Below are 24,701 nucleotides of genomic sequence, written 5' to 3'. Positions count from 1 at the left end.
TTTAAAATCTAATTGAAAGTCCACCACCCCAACCATATCGGTTGTTATAATTCCCTTGAATTGAAAAATTTCGAGATAAGATGTACGATGCTCCAATTAACCATTGAGTTTCACCTTCATAAGATTTGTTGTTTTCTAACTCATTAACCCATCCAAAATCTGCTCTGTACTCGTATTCTCCTTCGAGAAAAATTCTAGGAAAAATCAATAGTTCTCTGTCCAAACGTATTCTTGGGCGCAATTGATGGTCCATACTCACATCGACATTAAATCTGTAAGGCGTGAAATATTTAACTCCAACCAATCCCACAGTATTGAATGTATCATAAGAATCTGGTGTTGAAGTTTCAGTATTTACGCCTGCATACACGCGTACCCAATCATTGAGGTAGCGATTATAATTTACTTCTATTTCGGCATTTTGGTTATAATCAAACTCGGCACGTAGTCCAAATTCGTTGCGGATGTTGCTCGACATCAATAAAAGTTCATTAAAGTTTGAACCTACACGTGCAGCTCCCCACGAATAGTAATGGTCTGTCTCGTCAATTAGGTTTTGTACTGGATAAGGTTTCATCCTTTCATCGCGTGGTGTATCATAGCTAAATACTCTTGCCATACCACCCATCATATGATATAACACGTGACAATGAAAGAACCAATCACCATATTCTTCGTTATAAAATTCGATGACCACTTTTTGCATAGGTGGTACATTGACGGTATGTTTTAATGGGGAACGTTCGCCATTTTCATTGATGACCCTAAAGTAATGTCCGTGTAAGTGCATTGGATGATGCATCATTGTTAGGTTATTCAAAGTAATTCTAGTAACCTCTCCACCTTTAATTTTAATTTTGTCTGTTTCCGAAAGTGGTATGCCATTCAAACTCCAAACATAACGTTGCATATTACCTGTTAGATTAAGTAAAAGGTCGGTTACAGGTATGTCTGCCTTATAAGTCGTGTTTTCTTTTGCCTTTAAAAAATCATAATTGAAATAGGTTTTACGTGTGTCATAATTAAATGAAGTGGTGTCCTTTTGCATCATCTTATGATTCATTGGCATCACATCCTTTTTCATTTCCATATTCATTTCATTCTCCATCTGTCCATCTTTCATATCCATATTCATCTTCATCCCATATTTCTGCATTAGGACTTCTGGTGTGTTACTGTTTTTATTTCCTACTAAAGCAGGTGCACCCATCTTCATATCCATTGTTGCCATTTGCTTCATCATAGCCACTTTATCTGGTCTGTCTATTACAGTAGCTGGATACAATTTTCCGCTACCCAAACGGATTGAGGTGTTGCCAGAACCATCTTGGGCTGTTGCTGTAATCTCTAATGTACCTTCTGGAATGGTTACAATCACATCATAGGTTTCGGCAATTGCAAAAAGAAATCGGTTTTTATATTTTGGTGTTACATCCACACCATCACTCGCTACAATCATCGGGTTACCACCACCAAAATCCAGCCAATAATAAGATGAAGCAGATGCATTAATAAAACGTAGTCGTACTTTTTCACCTGCTTTAAACTCTGGATATTCTGCAACTTTTTTACCATTGGCTAAAAACGCAGGATAGTAGATATCTGCAATATCTGCACCTTCCATTCTATCGCGCCAAAATTTGAATTGTGCGCCTAATGCATCTTCTTTTATAACTCTGCTTAATGGTACCGCTGTTCCTTTTTTAACCTGATACCACTCATTTCCTCGTTTAAGGTTTCGCAGTACATTTATTGGTTTTTCATTTGTCCAATCGGAAAGGACTACGACTAAATCCTTATCATAGTCCAAGGTCTTTTCTTTAGGATGAATGACTATTGAGCCATAAACTCCTTTTTGCTCTTGCAACATCGTGTGGGAATGATACCAATATGTGCCAGATTGGTTTATAGGTATTCTATATTGAAATGTAGTGTTTGGTTTTATAGGTGGCGTAGTTAAATAAGGTACACCATCATAAAAATTAGGAAGTATTAAACCGTGCCAATGTACAGAGGTTTCTTCATCCATTTTATTGGTTACGTTAATAATAGCGAGGTCACCTTCATTAAATTCTAATGTAGGACCTGGAATTCCACCATTAATTGTCATTCCTTTGGCGGTTACACCTGAAAGAGTTATTTCATTTTCTTCTATAGTAAGGTTATACTCTTGTATGTTTCGGCCTTCTTCTTTTCTATCTTGACCATTTGTACCAACTTGGGCAAATGCCATTGAAGTTAGAAACAAGAGAAATATTGTGTTAAATGTTTTCATTGTTTACTGAATTAAATAATTAATGATTGTACTTTGCACATAGTAGGTCTTCACAGATTCTATTTGGTTCATTTGAAACTTTAGCTGCAACTCTTGAATATCTAAAACATCATTAAAATCTATCGTTCCTGTTTCATAGCTTTTGATTAAAATGTCTTCTGCATCTTTGGCTTGCTGTAGGTTTTTGGTTTGGGTAGCATAACTTATTCTTGCAGAAATGCGTTCGTTAATCGCTTTGTATAAAAGCGTTTCCAATGAATTTAAACGTTCCTGTTTTTGAGCAGTAATTTCCTGCTGTTGCAAATCATTTTGTTTGGTCTGGGATTTATATTTCTTATTGAAAATTGGGATAGATACCGAAACCATTGGCATTACAATATCCTTTCCGTTATCGCTGAAATCCATATTTGGTCTTTCAGCAACATTGATATAATCTAATCCAAAACCAATCATTGGACTGCTTTCTTTTTGATTCAATAATTCTGATTGCTCTATGGATTGATAGAGTTTATCAAATTTTAGTAATTCAGGATGTAATGCTAAATTTTCAAAAGTAATATCAAAGTCTTCTGAAGGTATCAGTAAACTATCTACCACATTCACGGTAACATCATTATCTCTATTCAATAGATTATTGAAGTTAGTTTGTTCTGCTAAAAACTGTTGTTGCAATACATCTTTTAATTGTTGCATTTCGTTCTGACGCATTTGCAATCGCAACACATCTACTGCGGATGCTTTACCAACCTCTACAGAAGTTAATGCCAACGTTTCATAAGTTTCTAATAGTTTGATGTTTTCAGTTAAAACCTTTTGCTTTGCTTTGTTAGCGTATAGATTATAATAGGATTGTGATACCGAAGCCATTAGTTTTCGCTTTGCGATGACAATGTCTTCGTATTTAGCATCTGCCAATGAACTCACGTAATTTTCTCTCGAAGTAATAGTCCCAAACCACGGTAACATTTGTTTAGCAGATACTTTAAAGCGTTGTGCACCTGTTCGTGTTTCTGGCTCACTCACAAAATAACCAACACCAAATTCGGTATTAGGAATGGTGTTGACCTCGTTTACCTTTTCGGAAGCTCTTTTGTATTGTAACTCAAACTTTTGAATTTCTGGATTGTTTGTTAAGGCTTCATCGATAAGTATTTCTAATTGTTGAGCGTTCGCAAAAAGACTCAAGAAACAAGAGCCAAGAGCCAAGACGATTTTTATTTGTATTGATTTATATTTCATTTTGATGTTCTTTTAAGTTGAACTTCTGCTTTCCAGCTATACAATACTGGTACAACAAACAAAGTGATTAAGGCTATAAGCATTCCACCAAAACTTGGTATTGCCATAGGTATCATTATATCGCTTCCTCGACCTGTAGAGGTTAATACTGGTAATAATGCTAAAATGGTCGTAGCTGTAGTCATTAAACACGGTCTGATTCGTTTTTCACCAGCTTCAACAACTGATGCTCTAACCTGTTTTTTGTTTTCCGGTGTATTTCTACCGAATGTTTGAGTTAAATAGGTTGCCATAACTACACCATCATCGGTTGCAATTCCGAATAGTGCAATAAACCCTACCCAGACTGCAACACTTAAATTAATTGGGTGTATTTGGAACAAATCGCGTAGGTTTTCACCAAAGAAATTGAAGTTTAAAAACCATCCTTGACCATACAACCAAATCATAATAAAACCACCTGCAAATGCTACTGCAATACCTGTAAATACCATTAATGACGTACCTACAGAACGGAATTGGAAATACAGAATTAAGAAAATGATTGCCAATGCTAACGGTACAACAACCGACAAGGTTTTTTCGGCTCGCAACTGATTTTCGTATGTTCCTGTAAATTGGTAGTTAATACCTTTTGGAACTACTAATTCGCCACTATCTATCTTTTGCTGAATTAGAGCTTGTGCGCTTTCAACTACATTGACTTCGGCAAAACCATCTAGTTTATCGAACAATACATAGCCAACTAAAAAGGTATCTTCACTTTTAATTACCTGTGGACCTTGTTCGTAACTTATAGTTGCCAATTCGCTTAAAGGCACAGGACTTCCTTTTTCAACTGGCACATAAATCTGTTGTAAGTCTGTTGGGTTTGCTCGTAATTCTCTTGGGTATCGTACTCGTACACCATATCGCTCTCGACCTTCTACCGTTTGGGTTAAGACCATACCACCTACTGCTACTTTTAATACATCTTGAACATCTTGTATCGAAATACCATAACGTGCAATTTTTTCTCTATCAATATCAATTAACAAATAAGGTTTACCAACAATACGGTCTGCAAAAACAGCTTCCTTTTTAACCCCTTCAGCTTCCTTGATGATGTTTTCTAATTGCACACCAAACGCTTCAATCTGCTTTAAGTCTTGACCTTTTACTTTAATTCCCATAGGTGCACGCATACCTGTTTGAAGCATTACCAATCGGGTTTCAATAGGTTGTAGCTTTGGTGCAGAGGTTACGCCTGGCAATTTGGTAACTTTTACAATTTCATTCCAAATATCGTCCGGTGACTGTATTTCTGGTCGCCAATTACGGTAGAACTCGCCATCATCGTCTGGAATGAGTTGTTCTTTTGCTTTAAGAGATTGCCACGCTTCACGCTGTTCCGCTCGCAATGACATTCCGTTTTTTAACACATATTCACCATCATCATTGACTTTGTAGCGTTGGCGTTGTCCGTTTTCATTCAGCATATATTCTGGTTTATACTGAATGATATTTTCATACATCGACAAAGGTGCTGGGTCTAACGCTGATTCTGTTCTACCTGCTTTACCAACTACGGTTTCAATCTCTGGAATACTGGCTACTGCCATATCCAATTGCTGTAAAACACGTTTATTTTCTTCCACGCCAGAATGAGGCATCGAGGTTGGCATTAGTAGAAATGAGCCTTCATTTAATGAGGGCATAAACTCTTTGCCTGTATTTTTCATAATGAAAAAACCTGCAATTACAATAGCCGTTGGTACAGATAAAAACAATAACTTATTATCTAAACACCACCTTAAAATACGTGTGTAGTATTTTATAAATAATGAGAAAACACCTAATAAACCAAAGCAAATAACACTCACAAAAATGAGATTCCAAAAAATGCTTTTATCAACGCCTAATGGTCTCCAATATTCGGCTAACAAGAATACAATAGCTGATGCTGAAATAATGATATTGATAAGATTCGCTTGTTTGTCTGTTATCTTACTTTGAAGATTGAGAAATGCTGTAATCCCAAACGCAATTAAAATTAATCCTAACCAATACCCATAGATAATTGCAGCGATACCTAATGCTATTAAAACAGCATTTAAAACATATTTAAAAGTATTTTTAATGCTTTTCTTTCTGAATAAAAATGCAGCAAACGGTGGAATTAAAAACAACGCTACTATTATAGAAGCTGTTAATGCAAAAGTCTTTGTGAAGGCTAATGGTCTGAATAGTTTTCCTTCCGCTCCAATCATTGTAAATACAGGAATGAAACTAATAATGGTGGTCATAACTGCGGTTACGATTGCACCAGACACTTCAGCTGTTGCGTTATAGACTACTGTGTTAATTGGGATGAGATTCCCACTTTCGTGGGAACGATTCTCGTCTAAATGCCGAATAATATTTTCTGATAGTATGACACCAACATCGACCATTGTTCCGATAGCAATAGCAATACCTGATAATGCCACAATATTAGCATCAACACCAAAGAGTTTCATCGCAATAAACACCATTAAAACCGCTACTGGTAAAAGTCCAGAAATTAGTATGGAAGCTCGAAGATTAAATACCATAATGATAATTACCAGGATGGTAATTAAGATTTCTAAAGTTAATGCTTCATTTAGAGTCCCTAAAGTTTCTTGTATCAGTTCTGTTCTGTCATAAAATGGGACTATTGTTACTTGGGAAGTTCTACCATCCGCCAATACTTTTGAAGGTAATCCTGCACTTAATTCATTAATTTTTTCCTTTACGTTATTAATGACTTCCATTGGGTTTGCGCCATAACGAGCCACCACAACAGCACCAACAACCTCTGCTCCTTCCTTATCTAATAAACCACGTCTTGTTGCAGGACCTAATGAAACTTTACCAATATCCTTTATCTTAATAGAAGTATAATCTTCGGAAGTGACTACTGCATTTTCGATGTCTGAAATGGATTTCACATAACCCAAACCACGAACTAAATATTCGGCTTGGTTAATTTCCAAAGTCTGTGCACCAATATCCTTATTACTTTCCTTAACCGCTTTTACAACGTGATGCAATCCAATATTATACTGACGCATTAGTTCTGGATTTACGTCCACTTGATACTCCTGAACATAGCCACCAATAGAAGCAACCTCTGAAACACCACTTGCAGAGGACAGCGCATACTTTACATAGTAATCCTGAATACTGCGTAACTCTTGCAAATCCCAACCACCAGTTACATTTCCGTTTTCGTCACGACCTTCAAGCGTGTACCAAAATATTTGTCCTAATCCTGTAGCATCTGGACCCAATGCAGGATTAACACCTTCGGGTAATAAACCACTTGGTAAGGAATTAAGTTTTTCGAGAATACGACTTCTACTCCAGTAAAATTCTATGTCTTCTTCAAAAATGATATAGATGCTTGAAAACCCAAACATAGAGGAACTACGAATGGTTTTTACTCCAGGAATCCCTAACAAGGATGTGGTTAATGGATACGTAATTTGGTCTTCTATATCTTGTGGCGAACGACCATCCCATTTAGTAAATACTATTTGTTGGTTTTCACCTATATCTGGTATGGCATCTACAGCAACTGGATTACTTGGTAAGAAACCTGTATCCCAATTAAAAGGTGCATTAACAGTTCCCCATCCTACAAAAAGGACGAGTAGCAGAACTGCAACGAGTTTATTTTCTATTAAAAATTTGATGCTTTTATTGAGCATTGGCTTTGATTATTAAACAGTTAGACGTTGGTTTGATACCTAATAAACTTCAAAATAATCGATTGAATTAGTTTCTATTTCCTTTATATTTCAATATAAAATAGAACCGTAACTTTGGCTATGCTTATATTTTCTATTTCATCTAAAGAAAATATAATTCAAATTCACTATCAATCATTTTAAAATTCATTCGGTATTAAGAAAACACCGAATACAGCGAATTATCCTTACGACATAAAGCCATAGGATAAAACAGTCTATTGTTTAAAAATCAAATTAAATAAGTCTCGTCAATCTTGTAGAGTTGCCTTATGACGAGTGGCGGTTTGTATTCTTCGTAAGAAGAAACGTTATTTTCTAAACCTTCAAAAAGGTTAATGTAAGTGTAAACAAATGAAGCTATAAATACTTGTTGTTCAAATGTGATTTTGTCAACTTGCAATTGTAATTCATCTTGACCTTCAATTGTTAATTGTTCATCATCACAACAATTTTTCTTGGTAATAGAACATCCTTCAGTAGATGGTTTTTCCATTTCCATTCCGCAACCTTTGGCCTTATGAAAAATAGCAGTTTCTACTAACGTATCTCCGCAATAATGCATATTCACAGTAAATGACATTGTAGAGCATAACACTACAAAAGCCATTGCTAAAGACATTATTTTATGGAAAAATTGCTTCATATCTATTTGCGAAGTTACGAAATTTTAACATTCAAAAGTTTATTTAACAGAAGTTTAATTGACTAATCTGCTAAATCCCAACTCATACGTTGTAATCTAACTGCATTCAAAATTGCTAATAATGCTACTCCTACATCTGCAAAAACAGCTTCCCACATTGTCGCCAAACCTCCTGCTCCTAATATCAAGACAATAACTTTAACTCCAAACGCTAAAATGATATTTTGCCAAACAATTTTTCTTGTAGAACGACTTATTTTAATGGCTCTAACTACTTTTGAAGGCTGGTCGGTTTGAATGATAACGTCTGCTGTTTCAATAGCTACATCACTACCTAAACCACCCATTGCAATACCAACGTTACTTGCTGCTAAAACAGGTGCATCGTTAATACCATCACCTATAAAGGCTATTTTGTTTTCAGGATTTTTCTTTAAAATTTCAACTTCGTTTAATTTATCTTCTGGTAGCAAACCACCTTTAGCATTTTCGATGTTCAACTCTTTAGCGACTTGTTGCGTAATGGAATCTTTATCACCGGAAAGCATCATAATATTTTTAATGCCTACTTTATGTAAATTAGTAATTGTTTCTTTTGCATCTTCCTTTAATTCATCTGCTATTACTACAAAACCTGCAAATTGATTATCGATTGCTACCAACACTATCGATTCTACAATAGATTCCGTTTCCGTTGGAACATTAATATTATTCGCAGTCATTAAGGCTTTATTACCTACTAAAACTGTTTTACCATTTACAATGCCTTTTAAACCTTTACCTGCAACTTCAGAAACGTCTTGTGCTTCAAAATCTTCACCTTCAGCTTTGTACTCTAAAATGGCTTTAGCAATTGGATGCGTGGATTGTTCTTCCATCGCCATTAAGTATTGCATAAATTCGGTTTCATTCCAACCAATTGCTTTTACTTCTTTGATTTTAAAAACACCTTTGGTAACGGTTCCTGTTTTGTCCATTACCAAAGTATTTATCTTGGTCATTGCATCTAAAAATGAAGCACCTTTAAATAAGATTCCATTTTTTGAAGCTGCTCCCAATCCACCGAAATATCCTAATGGAATTGAAATCACTAACGCACAAGGACAAGATATTACCAAGAAAATTAATGCTCTGTATAACCAATCTCTAAACACATAATCATCTACAAAAAAGTAAGGTATAAAAGTAACACCAATAGCTAAAAACACTACAATTGGTGTGTAGATACGAGCAAACTGTCTGATGAATAATTCTGTTTTAGATTTACGTGCTGTTGCATTTTGAACCAAGTCTAATATTCTCGCAATAGAACTGTCTTCAAACTTATTGGTTACCTCAACTTCAATAACGCTTTCCAAATTAATACTACCTGCGTAAACCTTTGCTTCTTTTTGAATGGAATCTGGTTTGCTTTCTCCTGTTAACGCAGCTGTATTTAAAGATGCTTTTTCGGATAATAAAATGCCATCCAATGGAATTTTTTCACCTACACGAATTTGAATTTTCTCTCCAATATTGACAACTTCAGGCGAAACACTTTTATAATCTCCCTCACGAAATACATTGGCTTCTTTAGGTCTAACATCTAATAATGCTTTTATATTTCCTTTTGCACGATTTACAGCAGCACTTTGAAATAATTCGCCTACTGCATAAAATAGCATTACTGCAACACCTTCGGGATATTCACCAATAACAAATGCACCAATGGTTGCTATAGACATTAAAAAGAACTCTGTAAAAACATCACCTTTTTTAATACTAATCCAACCCTCTTTTACAACAGGAAACCCTACAGGAAGATATGCAATACCATACCAAGCAATACGAATCCAATCCTTAAAGAATGAAACATCAAAATAATCTAAACCTATACCAATGATAAGCATTGTAAAACTTATTATTGCAGGCACGTAGGTTTTGAATGCACTTCCATTACCGTGATTATGACCATCATTATGCGTGTGTTGCACTTCTGAATTTGGTTTTAAATCTCTTAAATTGACTTTCTTTTTTTTCATTTAATATCTAATAATTTTTCAATGTCATTGGGAATAGGCATTCGTTTTAATGGTGGCACGTTTGCTCCACCAGTATTACCAAGTGGAACGTGATTTATAAATGATTTCCAGCCACCCACAAGCAACCTAATTATTTGACCTATTACTTCTTTCGTATCTTTTTGTCTAAATCCAAACTTTAGCATAAACCAATGTGAATAGGTATGTTCTATAGGATAAGATTGTCCTATTATATGACTACGTTCTAAATGATACCAAGCATTACCAAACTGCTTATTTTCTAAACAGAAACTGTATTGTTTTAATTCTTGGTTATACGCCTGTTTTAGATGTTTAGGTATTTTAGTATTAAACTTCATATCCTCTAATTTTGGATAAATGTACTTTAATAGTAAGTGCAATGGAAGTGCAATAATTAGACACTACACTTATCGCAAATACCTTTTACCACCAAATTTACATTCTCTGACACAAAACCATCTGGCACTTTTATTTGAGGTATTTTATGTTCTGTTAAGCAAATGGTTTCATTGCAATTATTACAATGGAAATGTAAGTGCAAATCGGTTTCAATTTCACAATTACATCCCTTTTCACATAATGCATATTTTGTAATCCCTGTACCATCGTCTATTTGATGCACAATAGCCTTTTCTTCAAAGGTTTTAATAGTTCTGTATAAAGTGGTTCTGTCTGCTTTTGAGAAAGCATTTTCAATATCACTTAAAGTAACAGCGACCTCTTTTTCTGCAAGAAACTTATATATAAGCAAACGCATTGCTGTAACACGAATATTTTTTGACTCTAATACTTGTTCTATTGTTTCCATAATTAATGTGCGTGTTCTGCTTCTCCTTTTTTCATTTCTGCGTTAAGATAATAAGCATTGTTATAAGCAAATTTTGTATTACTTTCTATGTTTTCAGTAAATTGAACCGATACCCAATCACCATCTTTAGTGCCTAACACAACTTCGATAGGTTTAAAGCTCCAATCGTCATTTTCTTTTTCTACTGAAAACACATAATATCTTTCGCCTTCTTTTATAATTGCACTTTCTGGTAAAGCTTTTGTTTGGGTATTATCTACTTGAATTTTACCTTGAATATACATACCAGGAATTAAGTTACCTTTTTTGTTTTCTATTTCTGCGTGAACGTGGACTGCTTTTGGGTTGTCCTCAAAGGTTTTGCTTACGGAATAGATTTCTGCGATAAGCTCTGCATCTGGTATGGATTGTACCGTAAAGTTAACTTTCTGACCTTTCTGTACTTTATAAACATCTTTTTCAAAAACCATTAAATCGGCGTGAACGTGATGCGTATTTACAATTTCAAATAATTCGGTTTGTGGCTCTACATATTGACCTGTTTTTACTTCAACTTTTTGCACAAAGCCTTCTATTGGACTTCGCAATGCTATGCGCTGTGCAATTGTTCCATTGCGAACTGATGTAGTGTTAACGTTGAGTATTCTTAATTGCGCTTCTAAACCATTAACCATTGCTTTTGATGCTTGATATTCTGCTTCTGCTTTCTGGAAATTAGCACCAGAACCAACACCAGCATCGTATAATTTTTGTTGACGTTCATAATTTTTCTTTGCAAGCTCGCTATTGCTATAAGCGTTTAAATAATCCGTTTGCGCTTGTATGATATTTGGGTGCGATAGATAAGCCACAACTTGACCTTTATTAACCTTATCACCTTCAATCACTTCAATTGAAACGACATTTGCACCAACAACAGTAGTAATAGCTGCTTCGTTTTGTGGTGGTACTTCTAACGTTCCGTTTGCTTCTACATAGCCGCTCATATTACGTAATGCCAACGTATCTATTTTCATTTTTAAAGCATCGAATTGCTGTTGTGATAGCATTACTTCTTCGCTTTCATTATGTTCTTCATTAACTTCTGTTTTTTCTTCCTCATCGTGGGAATGACCATCATTCTCGTTATGATTTTCTTTATTTCCGCAAGCTGAAACAAAAATGGTTAACACCATTACGGTAAGAATTTTATATATTTTATTTTTCATTGTCTTATTGATTAAAATATTGTAATTGAAATGTGCTTTCTAAATAGTTTACTAATGCAGTCTGTGCTTCAAGTTCCGATTGAATGGCTTCTTTTATCAACTGCGTAAATGCAGTATAATCTATTTCGCCTTCTCTGTACGCCAGTAATGCACCTGTTTTTTGCTCTTTTGTTAATGGTAAAACTTGGTCTTTGTAAAACTCCCAAGATGTTTTCCATTTTATATAGTTTTCTTTAGCCTGAACAAACCTTGATTGTACTTCCTGTTTTTTGAACGCTACATTGGTTTCTGCTATTTCTTTATCAATTTTGGAACTTCTAATTTGTGCTTTGTTAGTACCTGATAAAAACGGAATGGAAATACCTGCTTGATACGTGTAAAACCCTGAATTGCCATTTACTTTCTGTATACCACCTTGAAGATTGAACTTTGGCAAATTATCTGCTTTTGCAGCTTTATATTTAGCTTCCGCTTCATCTACAATGTTCTGCGACATACTGTACAACGGATGGTTTTCAATACTAATCGTTTCCATATCACTATCTATCGCTACCTCAAATTCATCTGAAACTGTAAAAATTTCTTCTGATACCAACCACAAATTGAATTGCTGTAAGGCAATAAGGTAATCACTATAGGCTTGCGCTTTTTTATTTTTAATTTGAAACGCTTGATTTTTTGCTGCCGAATATTCTAATTTAGAAATGGCTTCGACTTCATAATTTAAAGCTACTGCTTGTTCAAATTTGGAATAAATGGAATCCAATTCCTTATACAAATCATAGTTTCGTTTCATTTGATAACATTTTGACCACGCTTTTTTGACTTCCAATTCCAGTTCTAATTCGGAAAGTTGAAAGGCTTTTTGTGCCAATTGAATGCGTTGTTCTTGCAGCTTCTTTTTTGTACCAATTCCAAATAAATCAATGTTGGATTGACCAACACCTATGGTTGTATAGATGCCATTACCACTATTAATTTCTTCACCACCTGTAAAAATTTGAGTCGTTCCGAAATCATAGGCAGTCGCTTTTAATTGCTCTTGTTTTGTAATTTCCAACTGCTTTTGTTTGAGCAATGGATAATTACTTTTTGCGAGTTTAACAGCTTCCTGTAATGAAATTTCGGGAATTGTATCATTCAACTCTTGAGCGTTACTTTGTGGTGAAAAGCCAAACAGTAATAATACAACTGCTGTTGCTGTTACTAACTTTTTATTTGGCTTAAACGTAAAAGATTTATTTTCTACCCAATGGTATAAAATAGGTAACACAAATAGTGTTAGCAAAGTTGAAGTTAATAATCCACCAATAACTACAGTTGCCAATGGACGTTGTACTTCTGCACCTGCTGATGATGAAATCGCCATTGGTAGAAAGCCTAACACATCTGTAAAAGCAGTTAGCATAATAGGTCTGATTCTTCGTTTAGTGCCTTCAACTATTCTATCCTTTAGATTGGTTACACCTTCTTCTTTTAATTCGTTGAGTCCACTTATCATTACCAATCCATTTAAAACTGCAACGCCAAACAACACAATAAAACCAACACCTGCTGAAATACTAAATGGCATATCACGCAACCATAAGGCTACAACACCACCAATGGTTGCCATTGGAATGGCTATGTAAATCATTAAGGTTTGAGGTAGTGATTTTAATGCAAAGTATATTAGTATAAATATGAGTAATAAGGCGATAGGCACAACGGTTTGTAATCGGTTGCTGGCACGTTCCAGATTTTCAAATGCACCACCATAGCGAATAAAATAACCCGATGGTAGTTCCAATTGTGCATCTAATTTTGATTTTATTTCAGTTACTAAAGATTTTACATCTCGACCTCTGACATTGATACCTACATAGGTTCTTCTGTTGGTATTGTCTCTACTTATTTGCATTGGTCCTGCTTTGTAGCTTACATCTGCAATTTCACGTAAAGGAATTTGAGCACCTGAAGGTAAATTGATGTACAGGTTTTGAACATCTGTTATATCCTTTCGGTTTTGAGAACTTAAACGCACCACTAAATCGAAGCGTTTTTCACCTTCAAAAATCACACCTGCTGTACCACCTGCAAATGCAGATTGTACGGTTTGATTGAGCGTATTTATTTGAAGTCCGTATTGTGCTAATTTATTCCGGTTGTAATTGATGGTCATTTGTGGTAAACCCGTTGTGGCTTCCGCTTTCATATCTCCAATACCTTCAGTACCTGCAATAATTTTAGATATTTCTTCAGCTTTTTGGGATAGTATGTCAATGTCTTCACCATAGAGTTTAATGGCAATATCTTCACGCACACCTTCAAGCAACTCATTAAAACGCATTTCGATAGGTTGAGTAAATTCATAATTAACACCAGGAACGATTTCAACCGCTTCTTTCATTTTCTCAATCAATTCATCTTTTGTCTCTGCTGTTGTCCATTCGCTTTTAGGTTTCAGAATAACAAAAACATCAGCTAAATCCATTGGCATTGGGTCGGTTGGTATTTCAGCAACACCAATACGACTAACAATTTTTTCTACTTCTGGAAATTTTGCTTTTACTATTTGCTCTATTTTAGTGGTAGTTTCAATGGTTTCAGTAAGGGAACTACCTGGTTTTAAAATAGCGTGAAATGCAATATCACCTTCATCGAGTTGCGGGATAAATTCACCACCCATTCTTGAAAACATAAAAACGGTTATCCCAAACAACACAACTGCAATACCAATTACCCATTTACCTTTTCGCAAGGCTCTAACCAATATAGGTTGATATTTGTCTTCAACCCAATGTACAAATCTATCTCCATAAGATTTTTTATCATTTTTTGGTGCTCTTAACACTAAAGCAGACATCATTGGCACATAGGTTAAACACAGTACCATTGCACCAATCATAGCAAAAATAAAGGTCAATGCCATTGGTTTAAACATCTTTCCTTCAATACCTTGTAAGGCTAAAATGGGTAGAAAAACGATAAGGATAATCAACTGACCGAAGAAGGCAGCATTCATCATCTTTTTTGAAGCATTAGAAGCAACTTTATCTCTTTCTTTAGATGTAAGTTGTTTCTTTTTCAAAACTTGTGATGCTATAAGAAAAACAGTGCTTTCAACAATAATTACAGCACCATCTACAATGATTCCGAAATCAATTGCTCCTAAACTCATTAGGTTTACCCAAACATCAAAAACATTCATTAAAATAAAAGCAAATAATAAGGATAATGGAATAGTAGAGGCAACTATTAAACCTCCTCGCCAATTACCTAATAAAAAGACCAACACAAAAATGACGATTAATGCACCTTCAATAAGATTAGTTGTTACTGTAGAAGTTGTTTCGCCAATTAATTTACTTCGGTCTAATAATGGTTCAATAATTACGCCTTCTGGTAACGACTTTTCAATTTGAGTCATTCGCTCTTTTACATTGGCAATAACATCATTGGAATTAGCTCCTTTTAGCATCATTACCAATCCACCTACAACTTCTCCTTCACCATCTTGGGTTAATGCACCGTAACGAATTGCAGAGCCAAATTGTACCGTAGCAATATCGCCAATAGTGACAGGTATATTATTAATATTCTTGACAGTGATTTTTTTAATGTCCTCTAAACTTCTCACCAAGCCTTCACCACGAATAAAATTGGCTTGATGGTTCTTTTCAATATATGCACCTCCTGTATTTTGATTATTGGCTTCAAGTGCATTAAACACATCTGTAATGGTAAGGCCAATAGCATTTAAATCGTTTGGGTCAACCGCTACTTCGTATTGTTTTATTTTTCCACCAATAGCGTTTACTTCTACCACACCAGGAACCATTGCCATTTGACGCTGTACAATCCAGTCTTGCATTGAGCGTAAATCTGCAATGTTGTATTTGTCTTTAAACTCTGGTGCAACTTTTAGTGTGTATTGGTAAATCTCTCCTAAACCTGTTGAAATAGGCCCCATTGTAGGTTCGCCAAATCCAGCAGGTATTTGCTCTTTGACTTTGTTTAGTTTTTCGGCTACTAATTGGCGAGGTAGATATGTTCCCATATCATCATCAAATACAATAGTAACCACAGATAAGCCAAAACGAGAAATTGACCTTATTTCCTGAACATCAGGAAGATTGCTCATTGCCACTTCAATTGGATAAGTAACAATTTGCTCAATATCTTCAGTACCTAAATTGGGGGATTGTGTTATAACCTGTACTTGGTTATTGGTAATATCTGGAACAGCATCTATTGGCACTTTGGTCATACTCCAAATACCTGTTCCGATTATGGTAAGCGTAAGCAAACCAATAATGAATTTGTTATTGATTGAAAAATCAATGATTTTATTAATCATAGAAAATGTATTAATTCAGTTAAAAAAAATGCAAATGCGTTCCTGAAAGTGAAAACATTAAAAAGGGATATAGCTATCCTTTAAAAACTTAATTAAGCTTTTGGTGGGTGCCAAATATTAGATTGACTATCAAATCTATAATTTGTTTGATATGTAGAAATTAAATCCGTTGAGATTTCAATATTAAGTTTTAAATCAAATGTCTTGATGGGTTCGTAAGTAATTGTCATACCGCAACAATTACAAATACAAGTTACAGGACAAGAATCGTCGCTATCTTCTTGGTGGTTGTGATTAACACTTATCTCGTCTTGATGCTGCTGGTCTTCTATATTTTGACCATCAGAACAAGGCTTTGTTGAAAGCAATAGTATTATTAAGGATAATATGATTGTTACGAATTTCACAATTACAAAGATAAAAATTTAATAATGCAATGGTTGTGCAATTATTTTATTTAAGCCACAACTTTAGCTTTCTCCTTTATAGTTTCAAGATGTTTTGCCATATTGATTTTACACCATACCTCACGAGCTAATTTAGGCGCGTGACCTATCACTTTGGTTAATTCCTTTATTATACTCATCTTATTAATTTCTACATATTTTTTCTCTAGTAAAAATATTATCGTTTCTTATATAAACTTGTAAATTGTCTTATAATAAGCATTTTCTCATTTACTACAATAAAACCAAAGCCAATAGACCTTGTTGTTGATTGTTGCTAATTTGTTTGAAACAATAGAATAATAAGGGTTTTAAGAGTAAACAAGCTGTACACAATGTAGCAACAATTAAAAAAGTTGTTGTTGTATGTTGTTATTATGTTGTTTAGTTTAATAACATAGCCAATGTAATAGAATAAGAAAACGTGTGATTGTTGTTTTAATGTTGTTGAGTTGTTTATTACCGTAAGTACTAGCTAGCATAGCATTACAGTAGTTTTGCAACAAATCAACTTAACTCTTTAAACATTTGTTTAGTAAAAGTATAATGACGACCTCTATGGGTTGTTTCTTCAACAATAGGAGTGTTTGAAACTGATGTTGACATATAATATTTAGTATATGTACTATTCTTAGATTCTAATTTATATTCATTTTTTATTAACTCAGATAATTTAAAAGAATTGGTTCTTAAATTATTTTTACTAAGCTTATCTACCAAGTCTCCCAATGAATACTTTAATTCTTTTTTTTCAAACAAGGCAAACTCATCTGACAAAATTTGCTCTAATTCTTTATCTATAAAAGTTTTATTACCGTTGATTAACACATTTAAAGCTTCTGTATGAATTTGCTCTTTAGTAAACCACATTCTTGTTTTTCTAGGACATGAAATCTTCCTTTTGTTTATAAAATGAATAAAGTGCGGTAACTCTTTTTTTAAAGATTCTAAAAGGTCTGGTCGGTCATTTGATAAATCGAATGGAATAATTTTTCTAACCCAGTATCTTACTTCTGAATTATCTATGTAAACAAAATTCTTTTCGTTGTTGGAACATAAAATAAACTTACCAAAAAAATTTCCCTCAACTTTATCTTTACCTTTAGCTTCACTTTTATAAGTTTTTGCGGTGGATAGATTTTTTAATCTTTCACTATCTTCTCTTTTGTCTAATAACACTTCATCAACAGCAATAATTAACTTTGAAGCCCAATCTGAATTAAATCTACTTCTAAAATCCTCATTATTATTAATTGTCATATTATTTTGGAATATAGATTTTACCCAATTTAAAAAAGTGGTTTTACCTGTATTTCGCTCATTACTTACTAAACACAAAATTGGTAAAACTTGCGTTGGATTTTGCCATAAAACACTTAAGTAATCTAAGCCTAAAATATATTGCTCACCAAAAATATGCTTGAGAAATTTTTCTGTTTCTGGAAAACTACCTTTTTCAAATTTATGTTCTAATTTTTCATATTTATTATAAAACCCATTAATTACACGTTTATAATTAGTATGTGATGGGATTAAACAAAAACCATCATATTTTTTTATATCTTCAATGTACTCCTTACCATGGTCGGTTATAATTTCACTTTTTGACCAAGGATTCAACATTTTTATAGTGTCTTTGCTGTTTAATGGCATATTAACTTCTTTAAAGTAAGCTGTACCTATTCTTAAATATTTTTCACTCATAACTAAACGTTTACTGTTAAATTAGCCAATTTGGAATAATCTATTTTTTCAAATTTTGTTGTGAAATAAATTTTCACATCAACTCCTTGAATTGAACTATCTACCTTACACATTTTAATTATTTCTTTCTCAATTTGACAAAGTGGTAATCTTGGGTTATAGTTCATTACTTCTATTGCCAATTTTATTTTTGCTATTAAGTAACTTAATTTTTTAAATGAAAGCGCATTATTTTCATTTGCATATTGACTTAATAAGTCTTTGTGTATATCCTCTATTATATTTAAGCCATCTGGCTTATATGTTTTATTATTTTCCATTTCTTATTATTTATAAATTAATATTTGCTGAGCTGTATCGAAATAAGCTCTAGTACCATCATATCTTGGAGGTAGGTTTTTGATTAAAATTACACCTTGATGAGTCTTATTAATTAGTTTTTTTATATCCCCTTTTGTTGCAAGTTTATTTTCTTCTTTAGTAAATATATTAGTAACAATATTTGTAGCTAAAGTTCCTACAGCAGCGTTTCCTACACCAGACCAACTCATTTTATTGATTGTTGATGGCTTTTCTTGATTCTCTTTTGTAGGTAAATTTCTAGTTACCTTTTTTCTTTTTGTAAAGGCATTTACTCTACAACTATTGCTACAATATTTCTGTTTATACCTTCTTTTTGGAGTGTACTCGACACCACAATAGTTACAATTGTATGTATATCTATCCATTTTGCGTTAAATTAACGTTAGACTAACGATTGTTTAAATCGCTCTAAATGAAAACTTTTATTAAGCTTTCAATTATTTAAGTCTCTTTTTACGATTAGACAATAAGGTATCGACATCAGGTTCAAGCTCTGTTGTGCATTTTTGCTTTCCTTCTTTTATCCACTCTATTATCTCGGACTTGAAGAAGAATAAACGACCGTTTTTCTTATGGTGAGGAATGGTGTTTTTTTGACAATAGTTATAAAGTGTTGGTTTTGTATAACCAGAAAACTTAACAATGTCATCAATAGTTTGCGGGTCATCCGTTTGGGATAACGTTTCTGCCTTTTCAATTAAGGCTTTTAATTCTTTGAGGTCTCTTTTTACCTCTGCAACATCTAGTTGCGTTTGTTCAAATGCTATCATTTTTAAATGTTATAAATTAATATTTGTCAATGATAGCGGTTAATTACAGGTTATTTAAAATTCCCGTAAGTGCAGTAGTAAAAAAAGAAGTTAGCGTAGTTACTTTAGTAGTTGAATAGTTATACTAGGTTTTTTATTAAAATTACTCTTAACATTTTTAAAATCCCAACCAACAAAGTTATTTTTTAGTAATTCTATAAATTTATCTACAACTTGACCCGTTCCGAAATATTGATAATAACTTTCATAAAACTCCCTAAACCTATACTTAATTAAAGAGTTCTCTCCTTTAGGAGCCATATTGAACTTCTGCTTTTTTAAATTAGGGATTCCACAAAATGCTTTCTTTATAAATATATCAAATTGTTTTTCAGTTAGAAACGGTTTACCGTTTTTACTGTTTTTTTCTGTAAAAATTTTAAAATGGTTAACAGCTATTTCTATTGGCATGGATTGGTTAAACACATTTGTGTAGTTACTATAATTTATAGTATTAGTAATTGTAGGTGTGTGTGTTATAGTTTTTTTAAATTCACTTTCAATAAAATATGCTTCTTTAAAATATTCTTTTTTCTTGGTAAGAATTTTTTTTGGTGTTTCTAATAGCTGAGGTAAAGATTTATCCAAACCGCTTAGCATATTTTCCTGATCATTAATAGTGTTTAAAGCCTCATTTATAATTTCAAGATTTTTAAGATTATCATCACCTAAATCTAAAAATTCTTTATAATAAAACAATCTGTATTTATGTAATAATTCTTGCGCGTCTATAAAATTATCTCCTTCATAACCATTAACAAATTCGAGGTCTAATGTGTTAATATAACTCACAACAAGTTCTTTTTTCTCACTCTGGTTTAAAACTCCATCAAAAATAAAAAACTCTAAAGCTACAAAAACAAATAACGGTTCTAAATCTGTGTCTAAAGCTTCATCATAATCAGGTGTATTTGCTAAATATTTTTCAACTCTTTCTTTGTAAAAATTATCATCATTTAAGAAGTTCTTAATTAATTGCAGGTGAATTTTTTCTTTTTTAACAGCTCTATACTCAATAATCTCTTCTAATTTTAAATCTGCATTTAAAGGTGTAATACTTGCTAGAATAATAATTAATTCATAAAACTCTTCTTTATATATCATATTTAAAAATTCATTATTGAGTTTGCAAATTCTTTTTTAGCTTCATCTTCAAAACCAGCAAAATAGTTTTTAGTTACGCTTAGGTCACTATGGTTTAATGCTTCACTAATAAACTCCATACTTGCGCCTTTACGTAAAGAATTGGTTGCGAAACTATGTCGAGCATAATAGAAGCTTATATCACTCGGTAATTTATTAGCAACAGCCAACCTTTTTATGTGATCGTTTATATAACGTGTAAAGTTTTTTATTTTTTTATGCTGTTCGTTTACATCATCATTTTCATTCAAAATATCAAAAACAAAGCTATTTTTATTTTTGTTACCATACTTTTCTATAATACTATTTGTAAAATCAGTTAAGTAGATAATGATTTCGGTTTTCTCAGCTTTTTTATCAAAAGTTTTGGCTCTGTAATAAGTAAATTTATCCTCTTTAATATCAGAATATTTTAAGAGTGCTATATCTTTTGGGTTTATGCCATTACAAGCAAAACTAAAAAACCAAAAATCTTTAGCTTTTGATTCATTCTCGTTTGCAGGTTTAGCATCAAATAAAACTTTAAGTTCTTTAGAGTTTAAAGCTTTTTTCACTTTTTTTGTTCGTAATATTTGATATTTACTTTTACCAAAAGGATAATACTCTTGGTTAAGGTCTTTAGCTTCGATTGCATTATTAAAAATAACCCGTAAAGTTCTAGTGTATATTGCTATAGTTGTATAGCTTTTACCTTTTTTAACCATGTAAGCCTCGTAATCTCTTAACCAATCAACATTTATTTGTTGAAATTTCAGCTTCTCTATAGGACAATTTTTAACTTCATTACTGAAGGTTGCTAACGAGTTTAATGTGTATTTAAAACTTTCTGCTGTATTTATTTTATTCTTTTTGATACAATTCTCAATAGCTACGTTAAAGTGAAATTGAAGATTATTTTTATCTGAAGCTTTTCTAAACAACTTAAATTCAAAATTTTTAAAGTCAAAAACACCCAATTTACTAGCTTCATCATTAGCTCTATTTTCTATAGCCTGAAGTTTCAGTCGTAATTCTTTATTTTCACCACGTAACTTTTTGTTGTTTGGATTTAACCAAATTTCTTGAAATTTCTTTTCTGTTAAATCAATATCTAAATTATACCATTTCTCTTTTTGAGTTTCTTTTCCATAAACACGAAGTTTTATTGGATACATTCCAGACTTTTTCTTTCTACGATTGTCTAAACGAATTGAAATATTGTAACTCATGGCATAAATGTTTCTGCAAATAATATATTATTTGCAGAAAATTTGCAGAAAAAATAATGTAATAGACTATTATTAAATATTAACAAACAGTAAACAATTCGCTTAATACGATGGTTTTCAGAATACTTACACACAAAAAAGGGAATAACAATAAGTAGTATTTATTGATTACGGCTCAAGAGGTTACAGGTTTGAATCCTGTCGAGGTCACTAGAGTAGATAAGGGTTTCAAGAAATTGAAACCCTTTTTTTATATTCTATTTTTAGATAAATTGTCCACGATATTACAGTTTATTATAATAAATTTCTGGTTTTATTTACTTTATAATATGGATTCACTTACCCAAATAGTTTTAGGAGCAGCGGTTGGAGAAGCTGTTTTAGGCAAAAAAGTAGGCAACAAAGCAATGCTTTATGGAGCAATTGCAGGTACCATTCCAGATTTAGATGTGTTTGCTTCCTTTTTTACAGATACCGTTTCTGCACTTTCCATACACCGTGGATTTACACACTCCATTGTGTTTTCAGTGCTTTTTGCACCAATTTTTGGTTGGCTTATATCCCGATTTGAAAATTATAAAAATTTTAAAAATTGGAGTTGGTTATTCTTTTGGGCATTTTTTACACATCCTCTTTTAGATGCGCATACAACTTGGGGAACCCAATTATTTTGGCCATTAGACTTACGATTGGCATTTAAAACCATTTTTGTAATCGATCCAATGTATACTTTGCCTTTTTTGGTGTTTTTAATTTTAGCGATGTTACAAAAACGAACAACTAAAAAGCGTCGTTTGTATAATAATATTGGTTTAATAGTAAGTTCAACATATTTATTGCTCACTTTTATATTAAAATGGTTGGCATTTAACCAGTTTGAAGAAGCTTTAAAAAAAGAAAATATAAGTTATTTACAAATAGACACCAGGCCATCTGCTTTAAACACAATACTTTGGAGTGCAAATGTTGAAACGAAGGATGCTTATTTATTAGGTAATTATTCTTTTTTTGATTCTAAACCAATAAGTTTTGAAAAATATCCTAAAAATCATGAACTTTTATTAGATTTTGCAAAAAATGAAAAAGTAAAGCAAATGATTAAAATAAGTGAAGGTTGGTATACTATCACCAAGGAAAATAATCAACTGTATTTTAACGATTTGCGTTTTGGATTATTAAGCTTAGAACCTAATGCTCAAGATTTTGTTTTTAAATATAAAATTGAAACGAATGAGCAGCACGTAAATTTTATTGAAGAGCCCAAAAATAATCGTGATGCAAAAAAGCTGCTTTTTCAACTTTGGAAACGATTAAAAGGAAATTAAAAAACTGTTTATTTATTCAATTTTTTATAAACGGTTTTAAAAATAATAAGTCCTAAAATACCACCTATAGCCGAAAATATTATATTAATAATTAGAAGGATACCATTAAAATCTCCATTGTTCATAATAAACCAAGGATTAAAACCTAATCTTCCAAAAATTTTAATAATTAATATACTTCCAAAAACACCAATTAAGGTATTACCTTTAAATCCAAAAGTATATTTATTGTTTAAATACCCAAATACATTAGCTGCAATAATGCCAATAACAATACTTATTAAAGATATTAATGTACCAGTCATAATGGAATATTTATATTAATGACCATAATCCATATTGTCTATTTTACCACTCGTTAATCTATTTTGTATAATCATATAAACAAAAATTAATATAAAACCTATAACTCCCCAAATTAAGGCAGTAGATAGACCATATTCTGAAGCTGCAGTATTGTAAATAGTTAAATGTTGGTTTACATTGTTAATTGAAGGAAGTATAACAGGAAATAAAGAAGCTAAAGAAGACCATATTCCTCCAGTAATAACTAGTGTAGATAACAAAAAGGCATGACTGTTTTTTTGTATTTTTTTTATAAAGAATAGCCCAATCAATCCTATTAAATACATAATAGGAAAAATTAATAAATAAGGTTTATTTATAAAATTATCTAAGGCATTAGGATTTACAATTTGCCAGACTATTATAGAAAATATTGTAAGTAGCGTAAGAACAATATTTAAATTAAAAATAACGGTTTTAAGTTTATTGTTTATTGAAGAATTTGTTTTTAAAATAATCCAATTTGCACCATGAATAGTTAATGTTACCACAGCTATTAATCCTATTATAATAGTAAACCAATCTATAACGCCAGGATGCGTTGTTAATGGACTAAAACTACTATCCCAAAGAGGTAAAAAGAAGTAGTGAGCTTCATGAGCCGAAATTCCGTTTTCTGCAGTTCCTAAATTAACACCTCTAATAATGTTTCCTAAAGCAATCCCAAAAAATAAAGCTAATAAAAGACTAGAAATACCAAAAGATTTATCCCAAATGTCTTTCCACATTTGATATTTAAATTGCCCTCTAAACTCTAAACCAATAGCTCTAAAAATAATTAACCATAAAACTATAATTAAAGGCAAGTAAAAACCGCTAAAAACAGAAGCGTAAAAAGTTGGGAAAGCCATAAAAAGCATGCCTCCAGCAGCAACTAACCAAACTTCGTTAGAATCCCAAAACAAGCCAGCAGATTTTGTAATTACTTCTTTGTCTTTTTCCTTTTTTGCAAAAAATAAATGAATAATTCCTGCTCCAAAATCATAACCATCTAAAATAAAAAAAGCGGTTAAAACTATTGCTATTGCTATATACCAGAATATTTCCAT

General features: G+C 32.6%; 20 protein-coding genes. 1 reads left to right on the top strand and 19 read right to left on the bottom strand.

The features are described from left to right. Position 1 precedes the first annotated feature (1 nt). The 17 genes from CLV86_RS13390 to CLV86_RS13315 form a co-directional block, all read right to left on the bottom strand. On the bottom strand, positions 2–2,275 hold the full coding sequence (locus CLV86_RS13390; RefSeq protein ID WP_121053066.1) for a multicopper oxidase domain-containing protein: 2,274 nt from the start codon (positions 2,273–2,275) through the stop codon (positions 2–4). 3 nt (positions 2,276–2,278) lie between these two features. Beyond that, positions 2,279–3,514, bottom strand: a complete 1,236-nt coding sequence (locus CLV86_RS13385) for a TolC family protein (protein ID WP_121053064.1) — start codon at positions 3,512–3,514, stop codon at positions 2,279–2,281. Further along, complete coding sequence (locus CLV86_RS13380) at positions 3,511–7,227, bottom strand: efflux RND transporter permease subunit (protein ID WP_121053062.1); 3,717 nt, start codon at positions 7,225–7,227, stop codon at positions 3,511–3,513. Before CLV86_RS13380 ends, CLV86_RS13385 begins: the two co-directional genes overlap by 4 nt. Before the next feature lie 271 nt (positions 7,228–7,498). Beyond that, positions 7,499–7,912: an HYC_CC_PP family protein gene (locus CLV86_RS13375; RefSeq protein WP_121053060.1), complete on the bottom strand. Its 414-nt coding sequence runs from the start codon at positions 7,910–7,912 to the stop codon at positions 7,499–7,501. A 62-nt stretch (positions 7,913–7,974) separates the two neighbouring features. Next, positions 7,975–9,933, bottom strand: coding sequence for a heavy metal translocating P-type ATPase (locus tag CLV86_RS13370; protein WP_121053058.1), 1,959 nt, complete (start codon positions 9,931–9,933; stop codon positions 7,975–7,977). Next, positions 9,930–10,292: a DUF3703 domain-containing protein gene (locus tag CLV86_RS13365; protein ID WP_121053082.1), complete on the bottom strand. Its 363-nt coding sequence runs from the start codon at positions 10,290–10,292 to the stop codon at positions 9,930–9,932. The genes CLV86_RS13370 and CLV86_RS13365 overlap by 4 nt, the downstream gene beginning before the upstream one ends. Before the next feature lie 56 nt (positions 10,293–10,348). Next, positions 10,349–10,762, bottom strand: coding sequence for a Fur family transcriptional regulator (locus CLV86_RS13360; RefSeq protein ID WP_013622780.1), 414 nt, complete (start codon positions 10,760–10,762; stop codon positions 10,349–10,351). 2 nt (positions 10,763–10,764) lie between these two features. Beyond that, the gene (locus CLV86_RS13355) at positions 10,765–11,970 is read right to left on the bottom strand and encodes an efflux RND transporter periplasmic adaptor subunit (protein WP_121053056.1); all 1,206 of its coding nucleotides are present in this window, start codon (positions 11,968–11,970) and stop codon (positions 10,765–10,767) included. A 4-nt stretch (positions 11,971–11,974) separates the two neighbouring features. Continuing rightward, entirely contained in the window at positions 11,975–16,309 is a 4,335-nt protein-coding gene (locus CLV86_RS13350; protein ID WP_121053054.1) for a CusA/CzcA family heavy metal efflux RND transporter, read from the bottom strand. A gap of 92 nt (positions 16,310–16,401) precedes the next feature. Continuing rightward, the gene (locus CLV86_RS13345) at positions 16,402–16,716 is read right to left on the bottom strand and encodes a DUF6660 family protein (protein WP_121053052.1); all 315 of its coding nucleotides are present in this window, start codon (positions 16,714–16,716) and stop codon (positions 16,402–16,404) included. 50 nt (positions 16,717–16,766) lie between these two features. Then, positions 16,767–16,895 (bottom strand): hypothetical protein, encoded by a 129-nt coding sequence (locus tag CLV86_RS14420; RefSeq protein WP_282956991.1) that lies wholly within the window; start codon positions 16,893–16,895, stop codon positions 16,767–16,769. Positions 16,896–17,262: 367 nt separating this feature from the next. Continuing rightward, a complete protein-coding gene (locus CLV86_RS13340; RefSeq protein ID WP_121053050.1) occupies positions 17,263–18,459 on the bottom strand; it encodes a primase-helicase family protein in 1,197 nt (398 codons plus the stop codon). Positions 18,460–18,461: 2 nt separating this feature from the next. Further along, on the bottom strand, positions 18,462–18,779 hold the full coding sequence (locus CLV86_RS13335) for a hypothetical protein (protein WP_013868957.1): 318 nt from the start codon (positions 18,777–18,779) through the stop codon (positions 18,462–18,464). Positions 18,780–18,785: 6 nt separating this feature from the next. After that, positions 18,786–19,187, bottom strand: coding sequence for a hypothetical protein (locus CLV86_RS13330; protein ID WP_121053048.1), 402 nt, complete (start codon positions 19,185–19,187; stop codon positions 18,786–18,788). A gap of 72 nt (positions 19,188–19,259) precedes the next feature. Then, positions 19,260–19,592 carry a helix-turn-helix domain-containing protein gene (locus tag CLV86_RS13325; protein ID WP_121053046.1) on the bottom strand — a complete coding sequence of 111 codons (333 nt, stop codon included), beginning with the start codon at positions 19,590–19,592 and terminating at the stop codon, positions 19,260–19,262. 99 nt (positions 19,593–19,691) lie between these two features. Then, positions 19,692–20,735 carry a hypothetical protein gene (locus tag CLV86_RS13320; RefSeq protein WP_121053044.1) on the bottom strand — a complete coding sequence of 348 codons (1,044 nt, stop codon included), beginning with the start codon at positions 20,733–20,735 and terminating at the stop codon, positions 19,692–19,694. Positions 20,736–20,737: 2 nt separating this feature from the next. Next, a complete protein-coding gene (locus tag CLV86_RS13315) occupies positions 20,738–21,982 on the bottom strand; it encodes a tyrosine-type recombinase/integrase (RefSeq protein WP_121053042.1) in 1,245 nt (414 codons plus the stop codon). 329 nt (positions 21,983–22,311) lie between these two features. Between CLV86_RS13315 and CLV86_RS13310 the strand changes: the two genes are divergently transcribed. After that, positions 22,312–23,307 (top strand): metal-dependent hydrolase, encoded by a 996-nt coding sequence (locus CLV86_RS13310; protein ID WP_121053040.1) that lies wholly within the window; start codon positions 22,312–22,314, stop codon positions 23,305–23,307. Positions 23,308–23,315: 8 nt separating this feature from the next. On the opposite strand, the gene CLV86_RS13305 is transcribed toward CLV86_RS13310, so the two are convergent. After that, positions 23,316–23,612 (bottom strand): hypothetical protein, encoded by a 297-nt coding sequence (locus CLV86_RS13305; RefSeq protein ID WP_121053038.1) that lies wholly within the window; start codon positions 23,610–23,612, stop codon positions 23,316–23,318. Positions 23,613–23,627: 15 nt separating this feature from the next. Continuing rightward, positions 23,628–24,701, bottom strand: a complete 1,074-nt coding sequence (gene cydB, locus CLV86_RS13300) for a cytochrome d ubiquinol oxidase subunit II (protein ID WP_121053036.1) — start codon at positions 24,699–24,701, stop codon at positions 23,628–23,630.

The organism is Lacinutrix venerupis, assembly GCF_003663945.1.
Lineage (GTDB): Bacteria > Bacteroidota > Bacteroidia > Flavobacteriales > Flavobacteriaceae > Lacinutrix > Lacinutrix venerupis.
Note: the sequence above shows the minus strand (reverse complement) of the source record. Positions and strands in the feature narration are given on the sequence as shown.